Origin of the sequence: Pseudorhodoplanes sp. (genome assembly GCF_035565855.1) — a bacterium.
Lineage (GTDB): Bacteria > Pseudomonadota > Alphaproteobacteria > Rhizobiales > Xanthobacteraceae > Pseudorhodoplanes.
Map to the genome: position 1 here is coordinate 1 of NZ_DATMRX010000364.1, position 15,474 is coordinate 15,474.

Here is a 15,474-nt window from a genome sequence, read left to right on the forward strand (position 1 = left end):
ACACCAAGATCGCCCGATGCCGAGAAGGTGAGTGCGGAGCGCGGCACGCGCGTCGCCGGCATCGGCTCCATCGGGATCGCCACTTCGGCGCTGATGCCGTCCGGTATCGCGCCGTCCGGATTCCTCATCTCGACATCGACACGATAGGTCCGCGTCGTCTCGCTGGCCGAAGGCGCGATGTAGCGGATGCGTCCCTTGGCCTTCTGTCCGGTCACGAGCCTGACCTCCGCCTCGTCGCCGACCTTGAGGCCGCGAAGCCGGCGCTCCGAAACCTCGACCACGGCGAGCATCGGATCGAGCGACACCATCTGGGCGACAGGTGCGCCCTGCATGGCCAGAGAAGCGCCGCCGACCTCGGAATGATTGGTGATGATTCCATCCCAGGGCGCGCGCAGCACGCCGCGATCGCGCTCGGCGGTCGCAGCGGCCAAAGCCGCTTCGGCCGACTTGAATTGCGCTTCGAGATTCACCGCCTCGAGCTTCGGCAGCGACCCCTGTTCGATCAGCTTGCGGCGGGCCTCAAGCTCGGCCTTGCGCTGATTATAAAGAGCCGTCGCCTGCGCGACCTGCGCCTCGCGTGCATCGTCGGACAGCACAGCGAGGATGTCGCCTTTCTTCACGTGCTGACCGCGGCGGACGCGCATTTCGGAAAGGACGCCGCCGGTGCGCGCCGTGATCGTGACCTTCTTGTCCGCCTCGGTGCGCCCGGAGAGCGTCAGTTTGCGGGCATGCGGCACCACACGCGTTTCAGCGACGGCAACGCGGAACGGCTTCGGTTCGCCTGCATCCGCGCGGATGGCGGCACGGCTTTCCGGAGATTCATGCGGCATGAGGTGACCCGACGCCACCCAGGCGACGGCGCCAGCCACGAGGCCGACCGCAACAACGCGGCTTGCTTTCATTGTCCCTCTCCCAATTCGCTCGCGCTCGCGAGTTCGGGGCTGGCGACTTGCGGAAAATCGCGCCCGCCTTTCTCTCCCCTGCCGCGGGAGAGCAACATGTATTTCGTGACGTCGAAGAACATCGGCAGCACCGCCTCGGCGTCGAAATCCGGATCGACGGCGCGGCGCCACCAGACGCCGTCGGCAATGATCATCAGCATCTCCACCGCGGTGCCGATATCGGCGTCGCGCGCGATATCGCCGCGCGCCTGTGCGCTTTGCAGCATGGTGACGAGACGCTCTTTCACGTCCGCATCGAACTCTTTCATGATTTTCGAAATCGTCGGATTGCGGCGGCTCTCCGACATGATCTCGGCGCAGAGACCGACCTCTTCGGCGGTGCGCTCAACGAAGTGGTGACGGGCGAGCGCGGCGAAGGTCGAAAAGAAGTCCGCGCTGAATTGCACGTCAGCGAGCTGGGCCGCGACCTCGGCGCGGTCGCGTTCGGTAATGCCGGCGATGATCGCTTCCTTCGACGGAAAGTAGCGATAGACGTTTCCCGGGCTCATCCCGGCCTCGGCGCAGATCTGCTGCATCGAGGTCTGGTGGAAGCCGGACCGGGCAAAGCACCGGCGGGCCGCATCGAGGATTTCGGCGCGGCGGTCGGAATGCAGCTGGGCATTGGCCTGGCGCACGATGTCCCCCAAGAATGATGCGGCGCAGCATAAAGCGAATGAATGTTCGCTCTACAAATGCAGCATAAAGCGAATGAATGTTCGCTCTACAAATAATGTGAAATTCGGCAAGTCAATGGCGGCCGGACAGGTCCTACGCGAAAGTTTTTGATGGCGGATGTGAGCCGGACCGATCGGTACCGGAAGATTGCGCGTGGAACTTCGCCATCATTGCGTCGCGTGGGGGCCTTAGTGATCCGCTCGGGCGCGATCGACGTGGCAAGGGGACAGGGAGAAGGCGCATGAAGCGTTCGATACTGGCGACAATTCTGGCTATCGCGGTCGGGGCCCCCGTTGCCGCCGCGGAATTGCCGCTGAAGCGGGTCGTCCTGTCCAATTCGGGGCTCGCCCAGTTCACCCACGCGGGTCCAGTGACCGGCAACACGACGGTCGAGCTGCCGGTCCGGCTCGATCAGGTCGACGATATCCTGAAGAGCCTGACCGTATTCGCCCAGGCGGGAACCGCCGGCACCGTCAGCCTGCCCGGAAAGACACCCCTGCCCGAACTGTTCCGCGACCTGCCCTTCGGTCCGGAGGCGCTGAATTCATCCCCGGACCTGCTCAATGCGCTGATCGGAAGCGAGGTCGAAATCGCCGGGCCGGTGAAGGCCAAGGGTCGCGTCTTCCGTGTCGTTCCCGAGCAGGTGTCGCTGCCCAATGACGGCGGCACGATCACGCGCCATCGGCTCATCCTGATGACCTCGGCGGGCATGACCCAGGCGATTCTCGAAGAGGTGACGGAACTGCGCTTCTCCGATCCCCAGACCCGCCAGCAGATCGAGCGGCTGCTTGCCGGACTGATCGAGAACCGCGCCAAGGAGCGCCGGACGCTGTCGGTCGGCTTCATGGGCGACGGCACGCGCGATGTCGCGATCAGCTATGTCGTCGGTGCGCCGGTCTGGAAGACCGCCTATCGCATCGTGCTGCCGAGAGAAGACGCCAGGGACGGATCCAAGGCACGTCTTCAGGGCTGGGCAATCGTGGAAAATCTCACCGGCGGCGACTGGAAGGATATCGAACTGACGCTGGTTTCCGGTAATCCGGTGGCGTTGCGCCAGCCCCTCTACACCGCGTTGTTTGCCGATCGGCCGGAAGTGCCGGTCTCGACGGGAACGCGGGTCGTACCACGCAAGGACGACGTTCAGGAGAAGGCCGCTCCGGCCGAGGAGGCGCAATTCCGCCGTCAAACGGCCACGGCGCAATTCGTGACGCCACGAGCCAACACGCGCGCGGTACCGATCGCACCGGCAAGCGCAGCTCCGGTTGGAGCTTCAGCGCCGCAGGCGCCGGTCGCCAATGTCGCAGCCGCCGAGGAAGCGTCCACGCAACTGCTCTATCGGTTTCCGGCAAAGCTTTCGCTCGCCACCGGCCACACCATGATGGTGCCGTTCGTCGACCGGGAGATCGAACTGAAGCGGGTCTGGCTGTATCAGCCGGACATCGCCGCGAACCGGCCGCTCGCCGCGGTGCGTCTGAAGAACGATGGCGACAGCGCCTTGCCCGCCGGCCTCGTCACCGCGTTCGAAAGCGCAGCCGACGGCAGCACCAACTTCGTTGGCGACGCTCTGCTGCCGCTCCTGCCCAGGGATGCCTCCCGCTTTGCGACCTTCGCGCTGGACACCAAGACGGCGATCCGTCGCGAGGACAAGGGCATCGTGCGCAGCGTCCTCGGCAAGGCGCTGAACGGCACCCTCACCATCCAGACGCGTTCGCGGCGAACCATCGACTACGAGGTTTCGCCGCCGGCCGATGAAGCCCGCGAGATCGTGGTCGAGGAGCCGCGCGTCACCGGATGGACTCCGGTCGCCGGCACCAGCGGTGTGGAAGAGACCCCGACGCGCTATCGCCACACCATCAATGCGCCGAAAGGCGTGACCACCAAAGCGAGCTTCACGACCGAACGCACCGACAGCGAGCGCGTCGTGCTCGGCAGCCTCGATATCCACGAGATGCTGGTCAAGATCCGCGGATTGCAGAATGAGAGCCCGAGCCTGAAGGCGACGATCGCGAAACTGACCGCGCTCGTCGACGAGAGCAACCAGCTGAAAGCGCAGGTCCGGCAACTCGACACCGAACGCAACAAGATCGTGCAGGATCAGGAGCGGCTGCGCCGAAATCTCGAGGCCGCCGGACAAGCGTCCGACCTCGGCCGGCGCTATCTCGCGACGCTCGAAAAACAGGAGGACCGGCTGGCCGAGATCTCCAGGCAGACCACCGGGCTTGATGCGGACATCGAAGGAAAGCGCAAAGCGGCGGAAGAGGTGGTCCGACAGCTGACGCTGTGACGCATCATTGGCGAAGCGATGCCCGCTCGCGGATCTCGTCCACCGCGGCAAGGATGCGATCGGGCGTCGTCGGCGCATCGATGACAGGCGCCAGTTTGTAATCCGACAGCGACGCGATCGCGTCGCGCACGGCAAGCCACACCGAGAGCGCCAGCATCAGCGGCGGCTCGCCGACCGCCTTGGAGCGGAAGATCGTCTCCTCGCGGTTCGGCGCGTTCTGAAGGATGCGCGCGTTGAAGATCGGCGGCACGTCGCGGCTTCCCGGTATCTTGTAGGTCGAGGGGCCGTGCGTGCGCAGCTTGCCCTTGCCGTCCCAGACGAGTTCCTCGCTGGTCAGCCAGCCCATGCCCTGCACGAAGGCACCTTCGATCTGGCCAAGATCGATCGCCGGATTGATGGAGGCGCCGCAATCCTGGAGAAGCTCCGCGCGCAACACGCGCATCTCTCCGGTCAACGTATCGATCGCGACTTCGGCCGCCGCCACGCCATAGGTAAAGTAATAGAACGGCCGGCCGGTATTGGTCGTGAAATCCCAGTGGATTTTCGGCGTGCGATAGAAGCCGGTCGCCGACAGCGAGACGCGCTTGTCCCATGACAAGGCCGCAAGCTCGGCAAACGACATCGAGCGATTGCCGGCATAGATACGGTTCGACGAGAACACGATCTCGCCTTTGGGGACATTGAACTGCTCGGCGGCAACGTCGGCCATGCGGTCCTTGATCTGTTCGGCGGCGTTCTTCGCCGCCATGCCGTTGAGATCGGACCCGGACGAAGCCGCGGTGGGCGAGGTGTTCGGCACCTTGCCGGTGGTGGTGGCGGTGATCTTGATATTGTCGATGTCGATCTGGAACGTCTCGGCGACGACCTGGGCGACCTTGATGAACAGGCCCTGCCCCATCTCGGTGCCGCCGTGGTTCAGCGTCACGCTGCCGTCGGTATAGACATGGACCAGCGCGCCGGCCTGATTGAGCGCGGGCCGGTTGAACGAAATGCCGAATTTCACCGGCATCGTGGCGAGGCCCTTCTTCACCACCGGGCTCGTCCTGTTGAACGCGATCACGCTATCGCGCCAGCCCTTCAGGTCGACGCTGCGCCCGAATTCGCCGATCACCTGCTCGATGATGTTGTCCTCGACGGTCATGCCGTAAGGCGTGACATTGTCGCGGCCTTGTCCATAGAAGTTGCGCCGCCGCACGTCGTCGAGCGGCCTGCCGACATGCCGCGCGATATCATCCATGATGGTCTCGATCGCGAACATGCCCTGCGGGCCGCCATAACCGCGAAACGCGGTGTTCGAGACGGTGTTCGTCTTGCACGGCAGGCCACGAAAGCGCAGCACCGGCAGCCAGTAGCAATTGTCGGAATGACAGAGGGCGCGGGTCAGCACCGCTGGCGTGTGATCGGCAACGTGGCCGCCATTCGCGGCAAGCAGGAGATCGAGCCCGAGGATTTTGCCCTCTTCATCGAAGCCGACGTCGTAGCGATAAAAGAAGGGATGCCGCTTGCCGGTGGCGCGCATGTCGTCGTCGCGCGGAAGGCGCAGCTTCACGGGTCGCCGCGTCTTCGAGGCGAGCAGAGCGGCAATGCCGGCGATGATGGTCGACTGGCTCTCCTTGCCACCGAAGCCGCCGCCCATCCGCCGCACCTCGACCGTCACCGCATTGAAGGGAAGGGCGAGCACATGCGCGACGCCATGCTGCACTTCGGTCGGATGCTGGGTCGACGAATAGACGTGGATGTCGCGATTGCCTTCGCCCGGCGTTGCCAGCGCGATCTGCCCTTCGAGATAGAAGTGATCCTGACCGCCGCATCGAAATTCTCCGGACAGACGATGCGGAGCCGCAGTGAGAGCCGCCTCGATGTCGCCGCGCGCCATGGTCTGGATCGGCGCGACATATGTTTCCTTCGCCACCGCCTCCTCGACGGTCAGCACCGCCGGCAGCACCTCGTATTCGACCTTCACGCGCTTGGCCGCCGCGCGCGCCTGATCGAGCGTTGCAGCGGCGACGGCCGCCACGATCTGACCTTCATGCTCGACAAGGCCGGCCGCCAGCAGCGGCTCGTCAGTGCGGATCGGCGCGATGTCGTTCTTGCCCGGAATGTCGGCGGCGGTGACGACGGCCGCGACACCGTCGCACGCAAGCGCGTCGGCGATGTCGATCGAAACGATCCGCGCATGCGGATGCGGCGAGAGAACGAGCGCGGTTTCAAGCGTGCCAGGCACCGCGGGGATATCGTCGAGATAGAGCGCCTGACCGTTGGTGTGGCCTGCGGCGCTGTCATGCCTGACCGAGGCATGCACGCCGCCCCGGATGCGGGACAGAGGTGCGTTCATAGCTGCCACACTTCGGTGTGCTGCCCGCCCGTCGTTTCGAGCTGCAGCCGGCGCATCAGGTTGGCGGCGGCGCGCAACCGGTAGGCGTCCGTGCCGCGATGATCGGTCATCGGCTGGAAATCCTGCGCAATCAGCGCATCGATGTCGTTCAGCGCATCCGCCGTCCACGGCTTGCCGGTCAGCGCGGCCTCGACGGTCCGCGCGCGTGAAGTGGTCGCGGCCATGCCGCCATAGGCCACGCGCAGTTCCGCGACCGTGCCGTTCTCAAGACGCAGCCGGTACGCGCCGATCACCGTCGAAATGTCCTGATCGAAACGCTTCGACAACTTGTAGGTCGTGAACGTCGTGCCGTCCGTGAGCAGAGGAATCTCGATCGCTTCGATGATCTCGTCGGGCTCCATCGCGGTCTTGCGATATCCGACGATGAAGGCATCGGCCTTCACATTGCGCGCGCCGCGCGTCGAACGCAGCCGGATCGTGGCATCGAGCGCCATGAGGCAGGGAATGGTGTCGCCGATCGGCGAGGCATTGGCGATGTTGGCGGCCAGCGTGCCGATATTGCGGATCTGCCGCGAACCGATGCGGCGAACCAGGGCGGCGAAGGACGGGAAATGCCGCTCGAGTGCGGGCAGCGCCCGGGTATAGGTCACGCCGCCGCCAATCGTGAGCTTTTGCGCATCCTCCGCGATCGCATGCAGCTCGCGCACCCACTGGGTCGCGATCACGACCGGAAAGGTCTCGCGGTCCTTGGAGACGCGAATGCCGAGGTCGGTGCCGCCGCCAAGGACGATGGCGTCCGGATATCTCGCTTTTGCGTCGAGCAGTTCAACGAGGCTGTGCGGCGCAAGATAGAGTTGCGAGCCGAAGCGATATTCTGATGCGGCCTCGCCGGCCTGACTTGCGAGGCCGCAACCAGGCGGTGCGGCGCGCATGGTCTTGCACGCCTCGACGATGGGGCGATAGCCGGTGCAGCGGCACAGATTGCCGGCCAGCGCCTCGTGAATGGTGTCGTCGTCCCGGGGTTCGCCGCCCTGGGCGAAGGCAAACATCGCCATCGCAAAGCCGGGCGTGCAGAACCCGCATTGCGTCGCGTCGGCATCGATGAGGCTCTGCTGCACCGGATGCAGCGCACCATCGGGCTGGGCCAGTCCCTCGACGGTGATGACCGGCAGCCCGTCGACCTGCGGAACCAGGACGAGGCAGGAATTGACCGCGCGCCAGGCCATGCTGCCGTCGTCCTGTGGCAACCCGACCACCACGGTGCAGGCGCCGCAATCGCCCTCGGCGCAGCCTTCCTTGGTGCCGGTCAGCCGCGCATTTAGCCGCAGGTAGTCGAGCAGCGTTGTAGACGGAGAAATGGCATTCTCCGAGCGCCATTGGCCATTGAGCTGGAAACGAATGCCGGACATGCGTGAATCCCTAACGCATTTCGGTGTTTTCGCAATGTCCCACCGGGCCCCCTGCCCACCCGTGAATGCCCGGTTTCTCGTCAACCATTCCCTTGCAACCCTGACCGGCTAAATTGACGTTCACGAACCGCATCGCTAGGTTCCGGAAAATGCCATCTGAACAATCTCTTGGGAGGATTATCGATGCGTAAGACACTATTGGGAATGGGCGCGCTTGCCGCCGCAGCGCTGTTTGCGGGCGCAGCAAACGCCCAGCAGGGTCCGATCAAGATCGGGCTGATCTTGCCGTATTCCGGCCAGTTCGCCGATGCGGCGACCCAGATGGACAACGCCATCAAGCTGTTCGTGAAAGAGAACGGCGACACCGTGGCTGGCCGCAAGGTCGAGTTCATCCGCAAGGACACCGGCGGCATCGCCCCCGACGTCGCCAAGCGCCTCGCGCAGGAACTGGTGGTACGCGATGGCGTCGACATCCTGGCCGGCTTCGTCCTGACGCCGAATGCCATGGCGGCCGGCGACGTCTCCGACCAGGCCAAGAAATTCATGGTCGTGATGAACGCCGCGACTTCCATCATCACCACCAAGTCGCCCTACATGGTGCGCACGTCGCTGACCACGCCGCAGCTCAACCAGGCCCTCGGCGAATGGGCGGTCAAGAAGGGCGGCGTGAAGAAGGCCTACACCATGGTCTCCGACTACGGTCCGGGCCTCGACGCCGGCGGCGCCTTCTCCCTCGGCTTCAAGGAAGCCGGCGGCGAGCTCATCGGCGAGGTCAAGATGCCGGTCGCCAATCCGGACTTCTCGGCTTTCGTGCAGCGCGCCAAGGATCTCAACCCTGAAGGCATCTACATCTTCGTTCCGGGCGGCGCACAGCCGGGCGCGCTCGGCAAGGCGCTCGCCGAACGCGGCATCGATGCCCGCAAGACCAAGGTCATGGGCCAGCTCGAAATCGCCGACGAGCACGCCATCAAGGCGATGGGCGATGCCGCGCTCGGCATCATCACGGCCAGCCACTATGACTATGCCCACAAGTCGGCCAAGAACGACGCCTTCGTGAAGGCCTATAACGCCGCTTACAACCGCAACCCTGACTTCTTCTCGGTCGGCGGCTGGGACGGCATGCAGCTGATCTACGACACGCTCAAGAAGACCGGCGGCAAGACCGACGCGCAGGCCATGGTCGATGCGGCCAAGGGTTCGAAGTGGGAAAGCCCGCGCGGTCCGATCTCGATCGATCCGGAAACCCGCGACATCGTCCAGACCGTCTATATCCGCCGCGTCGACAAGGTGGATGGCAAGCTCCTGAACGTCGAGATCGACAAGGTCGAGAACGTGAAGGACCCGGTCAAGGAGCGGATGAAGAAGAAATAACTTCGTTCGTCCTGAAACTATCCAGCGCCCGGAGCCTAAGGCTCCGGGCGTTGCCTTGCGGGGTGGTGGCCTTTACGGCCCTGGTTTGCGGGATGCGGCCTCAGAGGGCGTTGACTTTTTACGTGACCTCCTCCTGAAAGGAGGCGGCGTTGTGTAAAAACCAGGCACAACAAATCGGGCGAGGATCAGGGTTCCGACCTCCCCAGCCCTTCCCGACGGGAAGGCGATAAACGGACGGTGGGGATTTTGACTTTGGGGCCAATCATCGGCGTTCTGTTCGACGGTTTCGCCTACGGCATGCTGCTGTTCCTGCTGTCGGTCGGGCTGTCGGTCACGCTCGGCATGATGAATTTCGTCAACCTCGCGCATTGCGCCTTCGCGATGCTCGGGGGTTACGTCACTGTGACGCTCGTCAACCGCTTCGGCTGGCCGTTTCTCGCGACGCTTCCCATGGCGTTTCTGGCGGCCGCGGCGATCAGCATCGTGCTCGAACGCACGCTTTATCGGCGGCTCTATCGGGCGAGCGAACTCGATCAGGTGCTGCTCACGATCGGCCTCGCTTTCATGTCGATCGCGGCGGCGGCCTATATCTTCGGCACTGTCCTGCAGCCCGCGGCAACGCCGTCCTACCTGCGCGGCTCGGTGGTGTGGTTCGGGGTCACTTTCGGCGTATACCGGCTGTTTCTGGTGGGCGTCGGCATCGTGGTCACGCTGCTTCTCGTGATGACGCTCGAATACACCCGCTTCGGTCAGCAGGTGCGTGCCGCGGTCGACAATCAGCGCATGGCGCGCGGCCTCGGCATCAATGTCGATGCGACATTCGCGATCGCCTTTGCGCTTGGCTCGGGGCTCGCCGGCCTTGGCGGGGCGCTCGCAATCGAGATCGTCGGCCTCGATCCGTCCTTCGCGCTGATCTACCTCGTCTATGTGCTGATCGTGGTGTCGGTCGGCGGACTGGGCTCGATCTGGGGCTCGTTCGTGGCCGCGGTCCTGATCGGAATCAGCGATATCGCCGGCAAGTATTACGTGCCGCAGATCGGCGCGTTCCTGATCTATCTCGTGATGATCGTGCTGTTGATGTGGCGGCCGCAAGGCCTGTTCGGTAAGCGGTGAGCCGATGAGCGATTCGTCCCTCACCCCGCACAGCTATCTGCGTGCTCAGGTCCGCTGGCATCCGCTGGAATATCTGTTCTGGCTCGCCACTATCCTGCCGTTCGTGGTGTTTCCGAATTACCTGTCGCTCGCCAGCCAGATCGCGATCACCGCGCTGTTCGCACTCTCGCTCGATCTCATCCTCGGCTATGCCGGCATCGTCTCGCTCGGCCACGCCGCTTTCTTCGGCGTCGGAGCATATTCGGCAGGCATCATTTCGAAATACGGCTACGGCGATCCGCTGTTCGGCCTTCTGGTGGCCGCGGTTGTCACCGGTCTCTTCGGCTATGCGACGAGCTTTATCATCGCGCGCTTCAAGCATCTTGCGCTGATCATGGTCACGCTCGGCCTCGGCTTCCTGGTGCATGAACTTGCCAACAGTGCGCATTGGCTGACCGGCGGCGCCGACGGATTGCAGGGCGTGCGGATCGGCAAGCTGCTCGGGATCTACGATTTCGACCTGTGGGGCTACACCGCCTATGCCTATTCGCTGGTCGTGCTGTTCCTGATCTTCCTGATGGTGCGGCGGCTGACCAATTCCCCCTTCGGGCTTGCGCTGCGCGGCATCCGCGAGAATTCGGTGCGCATGCCGGCGATCGGCGCGCCGAGCGATGCGCATATCCGAAAAGTGTACACCATGTCGGCGGCCATCGCCGGCATTGCCGGAGCGCTGCTCGCGCAAACGACCTCCACCGTCTCGCTGGGTGTCATCGATTTCCAGCGCTCGGCGGACGTCTTGGTGATGCTGGTCCTTGGCGGCGCCGGATTGCTGTATGGCGGACTGATCGGCGCCGTCATCTTCATGGTCGCGCGCGACCAGTTTTCCGGCATCAACCCGCAATTCTGGTATTTCTGGATTGGCCTCCTCCTGGTGATGGTGGTGATGTTGCTGCCGAACGGCATTCTCGGCGGATTGTCGCATCTGTATCGCGTGATGACGGGGCGGCGCAGCACATGACCGCACCGGCGCTTTCCGCCCGCAACCTCAACAAGAGCTTCGGCCAGCTTCAGGTCGCGCGCGACATCTCGATCGCGATCCCGAAGGGCGAACGCTATGCCCTGATCGGCCCGAACGGCGCCGGCAAGACCACGCTGATCAACCTGATGACCGGCATGATCAGGCCGGATTCCGGCCAGATCCTGCTTGGAAACGACGACGTCACTCCGCTGCATCCCAACGCGCGGGTGAAGCGCGGCCTCGTACGCACGTTCCAGATCAATACGCTGTTTCCGAACCTGACCGCGCTCGAGGCGGTCACGCTTGCGATCTGCGAGCGCACCGGTGATGCGAGCACATGGTGGCGGGCGCTGCCGTCCTATCGCGACAACGCCGACGAAGCCTACACCATCCTCAAGTCGCTGCGCCTCGGCGAGCACGCCTATCGCACGACCCGCGAACTGGCCTATGGCCAGCAGCGCCTCCTGGAAATCGCCCTGGCGCTCGCGACGCGTCCGCAGGTGCTGCTGCTCGACGAGCCTGCCGCCGGCGTGCCGCCGGAGGAGAGTTCCGAGCTGTTCTCCGTCATCGCGGACCTGTCGCAGGACATCACCGTCCTGTTCATCGAGCATGACATGAACGTGGTGTTCCGCTTCGCCAGCCGCATCATCGTGATGGTCGGCGGCGCCATTCTGCTCGAGGGTACGCCGAAGGAGATCGCGTCCGATCCGCGGGTGCGCGAGGTTTACCTGGGAGGAGCGCATCGTGGCTGAGACGCTGCTCTCTGTTAAAAATGTGCGCGCCGGCTATGGCGATGCCGTGGTGCTGAACGACATCTCTTTCGATCTCGCCGACAAGGGCAGCCTTGCGGTGCTCGGACGCAACGGCGTCGGAAAGTCGACGCTGCTGCTCACGATCATGGGCTTCACGCGCATGACCCGCGGCTCCATCCACTGGCGCGGCGAGGACATCACCCGCGTCGCGCCCTACAGGCGCGCGCGCGCCGGCATCGGCTGGGTGGCGCAGGAGCGCGAGATTTTTCCGTCTTTGACGGTTGCGGAAAATCTCACCGTCACCGCGCGGCCCGGTCATTGGACCATCGAGCGAATCTACGAGCTTCTGCCGCGGCTGAAGGAACGGCGCGCCAACAAGGGCAACCAGCTTTCCGGCGGCGAGCAGCAGATGCTGGCGCTGGCGCGGGCGCTTCTGACCAATCCCTCGCTTCTTCTGCTCGACGAGCCATTCGAGGGTCTTGCCCCGATCATCGTCGAGGAGCTGACCGCCGCGATCCGCAAGATGCTCGCCGAGCAGGGCACCGCCTTCATCCTGGTGGAACAGCATGCCGAGATCGCATTGTCGCTCACCGAAGACGCCATCGTCATCGAACGCGGCGACGTGGTGCATCGCGCGCCCTCGCGCGAACTCGCCAAGGACGACGCGACGCTCGAGCGCCTGATCGGGCTGAAGATCGCCTGATCTTGTCATTCCGGCGCGCGAGCGAAGCATCCTGCTTATCCCTCCCCCGCTTGCGGGGGAGGGATGAGAGTCACATCACGCTGACGGTCGCTTCCTCGTAGCGCTTTTTGCCGAGATCGCCACCCTCGAAGATGCCGTGATCGGCAATCCAGTCGCGCGACACGCTGAAGGTCTCTTCGGTATAGGGCTCGAAGACGATCCGCTCGCCCGGCCCCCAGCGCCGCGTGTCCATCACATCGTGCCAGCGCTTGGGAAACTCGTTCTTGTAGTAATGCGTGTAGAGCTCCGGCCGCAGGTCGAGGTCGCGTTGCGCGCGCTTCAGTGCCTTGAAATACTTGCGGAGATCTTCGGGATCGGGATCGCCATGGATCATGTTGGCGATCATGAAGGTATTGTCCATGATCTTGCGGAAGCCGAGCTGCTCGGCGAGATAGTACGGGCCGGAGAACAGCGTCGCCGCCGGAATCTTGCCGTCCAGCAGAAGCTCCATGCGCTTGAACAACATGCCATCATTGAACGACAGATTGATCTGATCGCGCGGGATGTAGCTTTCGAGGGCCTGGATCGACGCATAATGCGAGCCCGACTGGAAGCCGACCGAAATCGGCACGCCGGCGAGATCGGCCGGTGTCTTGATCGGCGAATCCGGCGCAACGAAGATGCCAGACGGCGCGACCGAATAGACATCGCGGTTCAATCGGCCGTGGCCTGACGCGGCCGCGACATTCACGGTCCAGTGGCACGCGCAGCTCACGTCCGATTTCCGGCCCTCTTCGAAGGATTGATAGGCGCCGACCTTGTTGCCCTTGTCGTGGATCTTGCCGTCGGTCGACTGCACCAGTTCGCGGAAGATGTAGTCGAGCCCTTCGTCCTTGAAGTAGCCCTTCTCCTCGGCAATCCATTCCTGCAGGCGGAAATGGGGCTCGATGATGAACTTGTGATTCGTTGCCATTCGTTTTGTCCCGTTTGCGTTGTTGGTGGTTTTGGTCACTTACGGTCAGTCAGCAGCAACCCTCTGGATGATCGTGATCGCGCTCCGAGACGCGTCGCGCGCGGATCATCTTGACGTGGTCGTCCATCAGCTTTCTCGCGCCGGCGGGATCGCGCATCTCGATCAGTGACGCGAGCTCCTTGTGAACGGCGAGGACGCGCCGCGAGACTTCGGGCGTGAGCGTGCGATTATGGACCGGCCACGAGATGTGATTGAGCGAAATGAACTGCACGACCAGGACGCGGTTGTGCGAGGCCTCCGCGATGGCGAGATGGAAATCGCGGCAGGAGCGCGTATAGGCGTCCCCGTCCTCGATCAGCGCTTCCGCCTCGCTGAGCAGCCGGCGCAGCCGCGCATGATCGGTGGGCGTCGCCTGCTCGGCTGCGAGTTCCGCGGCCAGCGCCTCGATCGCGCGCTGCGCATCCATGACTTCGCCAGCGGTGACGCCGGTGAGGTCGAGTTGCACGGCGAGCGCCTCGGCGAACAGCCGCGGGTTGCCGCGCGCGACGCGAGCGCCGCCGCCCTTGCCCATCCGGATTTCGGCAATGCCAAGCGCCTGCAAGGTGCGCAGCGCATCGCGCGCCACGATCCGGCTCACGTTGTAGCGGGCGGCGAGATCCTTCTCGGTGCCGATCGGATCGCCGGGCTTGAGCCGCTTCTCGGTGAGAGCATCGCGGACGTCGGCAACGATCTGGGCCGACAGCGAACCGGAGCGGCCGGCCACGAATGGCTCGCCCGCGCGCGTGATGAGCTTGGCTTGCGTATTCACCGCCTTGAGCCTCGCCTTCCCTAGACTTGGACCGCGCCAGCGCGCCTGTTCCGATTTTTGGAAAGCCTAGCCCGAGGCTTGAAGATCGTAAAGATATTATCTTATGGAACCGGATTGTTTTTTCAGAAATCAATGCTAGATATAATTTCAGGAGAAACATGATGCGCCCGCAGCGTGCCCTGAAGCCGGAAGCCGAGGCGCAGGCCAGCGTGGTCACGAAGGCCGTGGCGAGGGCGGCCGAGCGTCTGGGCGTTAAGAACAACACACTGAGCCGCATCGTCGGATTGTCCGAGCCGACCGTCTCGCGCCTGCGCAAGGGTCAGTTCGTCATCGACCCGAGACACAAATCGTTCGAGCTCGCGCTGTTGTTCATCCGGCTCTACCGGTCTCTGGATGCGGTGGTTGGCGGAGACGATGCAGTCGCGGCCAAGTGGCTCACGAACCCCAACACGGCGCTCAACGGTACGCCGCTCGAATTGATCCAGACGGTCAACGGCCTGATCAATGTCATCGCCTATCTCGACAGCCGCCGCGCTCGCGTCTAGCGCGCGGCCCGTCGCCGGCCGATGCTGGCGCGTGGTTGAGGCCCAGCATCACATCTCGACGATGAAGCTGACCGACAATGCCGCCGAACAGGCTCTGCTCGAGCAGTTGATCGAAAGCACCAAGCCGGCCATCCCGCCGGAGTGCCGCCATCTCGATTTTCTGCTGTTCACGCCGTTTCGCTATGCCCCCTATCCGCACGACTCGCGGTTCAGACGGCCGGGCTTCACGCCCGGTGTCTTTTACGCATCCGAAACGCCGGAAACCGCATTGGCCGAAGCCTGCTTCCACCGGCTGCTGTTCTTTTATGAATCGCCGGATACGCCATGGCCCAGCAATGCCGGCGAATACACCGCCTTCGCCTGCAATTATGCGGGCGGCCGCGCCATCGACCTGACGGAGCGCCCGTTCGCCGATCGCGTCGCGATCTGGACGCATCCGACGGATTACGAAGGATGCCAGCAGCTCGCCGAGCTGGCGCGCGCCGAGCATATCGACATGATCCGTTATCAGTCGGTCCGCGATCCGAAAGGCGGCGCCAATATCGCGCTTCTCACCTGCCGCGCCTTCGCTTCGGCAGAGCCGATCGAG

Annotated in this window: 14 protein-coding genes; 8 read left to right on the plus strand and 6 right to left on the minus strand. The window is 64.0% G+C overall.

The features are described 5' to 3' along the window. On the minus strand, nt 1-902 hold a 902-nt coding region (locus tag VN004_RS20710), incomplete at its 3' end, for an efflux RND transporter periplasmic adaptor subunit (RefSeq protein ID WP_325614066.1). Then, the gene (locus VN004_RS20715) at nt 899-1,576 is read right to left on the minus strand and encodes a TetR/AcrR family transcriptional regulator (RefSeq protein WP_325614067.1); all 678 of its coding nucleotides are present in this window, start codon (nt 1,574-1,576) and stop codon (nt 899-901) included. The genes VN004_RS20710 and VN004_RS20715, both read right to left, overlap by 4 nt. 281 nt (nt 1,577-1,857) lie before the next feature. Between VN004_RS20715 and VN004_RS20720 the strand changes: the two genes are divergently transcribed. Continuing rightward, nucleotides 1,858-3,900 carry a hypothetical protein gene (locus VN004_RS20720; RefSeq protein ID WP_325614068.1) on the plus strand — a complete coding sequence of 681 codons (2,043 nt, stop codon included), beginning with the start codon at nt 1,858-1,860 and terminating at the stop codon, nt 3,898-3,900. Nucleotides 3,901-3,904: 4 nt separating this feature from the next. Here the strand turns inward: VN004_RS20720 and xdhB are convergent, their stop codons facing one another. Together xdhB and xdhA are read right to left on the minus strand one after the other, a co-directional pair. Next, nucleotides 3,905-6,235, minus strand: a complete 2,331-nt coding sequence (xdhB, locus tag VN004_RS20725) for a xanthine dehydrogenase molybdopterin binding subunit (RefSeq protein WP_325614069.1) — start codon at nt 6,233-6,235, stop codon at nt 3,905-3,907. Next, nucleotides 6,232-7,644: a xanthine dehydrogenase small subunit gene (gene xdhA / locus VN004_RS20730; protein ID WP_325614070.1), complete on the minus strand. Its 1,413-nt coding sequence runs from the start codon at nt 7,642-7,644 to the stop codon at nt 6,232-6,234. Before xdhA ends, xdhB begins: the two co-directional genes overlap by 4 nt. 183 nt (nt 7,645-7,827) lie before the next feature. Here xdhA and VN004_RS20735 point away from each other — a divergent pair, with 183 nt between their 5' ends. The 5 genes from VN004_RS20735 to VN004_RS20755 all read left to right on the plus strand — a co-directional run bounded on the left by VN004_RS20735 (nt 7,828) and on the right by VN004_RS20755 (nt 12,580). Next, entirely contained in the window at nt 7,828-9,015 is a 1,188-nt protein-coding gene (locus tag VN004_RS20735) for an ABC transporter substrate-binding protein (RefSeq protein WP_325614071.1), read from the plus strand. A 252-nt stretch (nt 9,016-9,267) separates the two neighbouring features. Further along, nucleotides 9,268-10,128 carry a branched-chain amino acid ABC transporter permease gene (locus VN004_RS20740; RefSeq protein WP_325614072.1) on the plus strand — a complete coding sequence of 287 codons (861 nt, stop codon included), beginning with the start codon at nt 9,268-9,270 and terminating at the stop codon, nt 10,126-10,128. Between the two features lie 4 nt (nt 10,129-10,132). Beyond that, nucleotides 10,133-11,125 carry a branched-chain amino acid ABC transporter permease gene (locus VN004_RS20745; protein ID WP_325614073.1) on the plus strand — a complete coding sequence of 331 codons (993 nt, stop codon included), beginning with the start codon at nt 10,133-10,135 and terminating at the stop codon, nt 11,123-11,125. Continuing rightward, nucleotides 11,122-11,877: an ABC transporter ATP-binding protein gene (locus VN004_RS20750; protein WP_325614074.1), complete on the plus strand. Its 756-nt coding sequence runs from the start codon at nt 11,122-11,124 to the stop codon at nt 11,875-11,877. The genes VN004_RS20745 and VN004_RS20750 overlap by 4 nt, the downstream gene beginning before the upstream one ends. Continuing rightward, nucleotides 11,870-12,580 carry an ABC transporter ATP-binding protein gene (locus VN004_RS20755; RefSeq protein WP_325614075.1) on the plus strand — a complete coding sequence of 237 codons (711 nt, stop codon included), beginning with the start codon at nt 11,870-11,872 and terminating at the stop codon, nt 12,578-12,580. Before VN004_RS20750 ends, VN004_RS20755 begins: the two co-directional genes overlap by 8 nt. A 70-nt stretch (nt 12,581-12,650) precedes the next feature. Here the strand turns inward: VN004_RS20755 and VN004_RS20760 are convergent, their stop codons facing one another. Next, nucleotides 12,651-13,532, minus strand: a complete 882-nt coding sequence (locus VN004_RS20760) for an ABC transporter substrate-binding protein (RefSeq protein WP_325614076.1) — start codon at nt 13,530-13,532, stop codon at nt 12,651-12,653. Between the two features lie 49 nt (nt 13,533-13,581). Then, a complete protein-coding gene (locus VN004_RS20765) occupies nt 13,582-14,340 on the minus strand; it encodes a FadR/GntR family transcriptional regulator (protein ID WP_325614077.1) in 759 nt (252 codons plus the stop codon). 161 nt (nt 14,341-14,501) lie between these two features. Between VN004_RS20765 and VN004_RS20770 the strand changes: the two genes are divergently transcribed. Together VN004_RS20770 and VN004_RS20775 are read left to right on the plus strand one after the other, a co-directional pair. Then, nucleotides 14,502-14,885, plus strand: coding sequence for an MbcA/ParS/Xre antitoxin family protein (locus tag VN004_RS20770; protein ID WP_325614078.1), 384 nt, complete (start codon nt 14,502-14,504; stop codon nt 14,883-14,885). Nucleotides 14,886-14,916: 31 nt separating this feature from the next. After that, nucleotides 14,917-15,474 (plus strand): RES family NAD+ phosphorylase (locus tag VN004_RS20775; protein WP_414710375.1); only part of this gene is annotated, 558 nt, incomplete at its 3' end.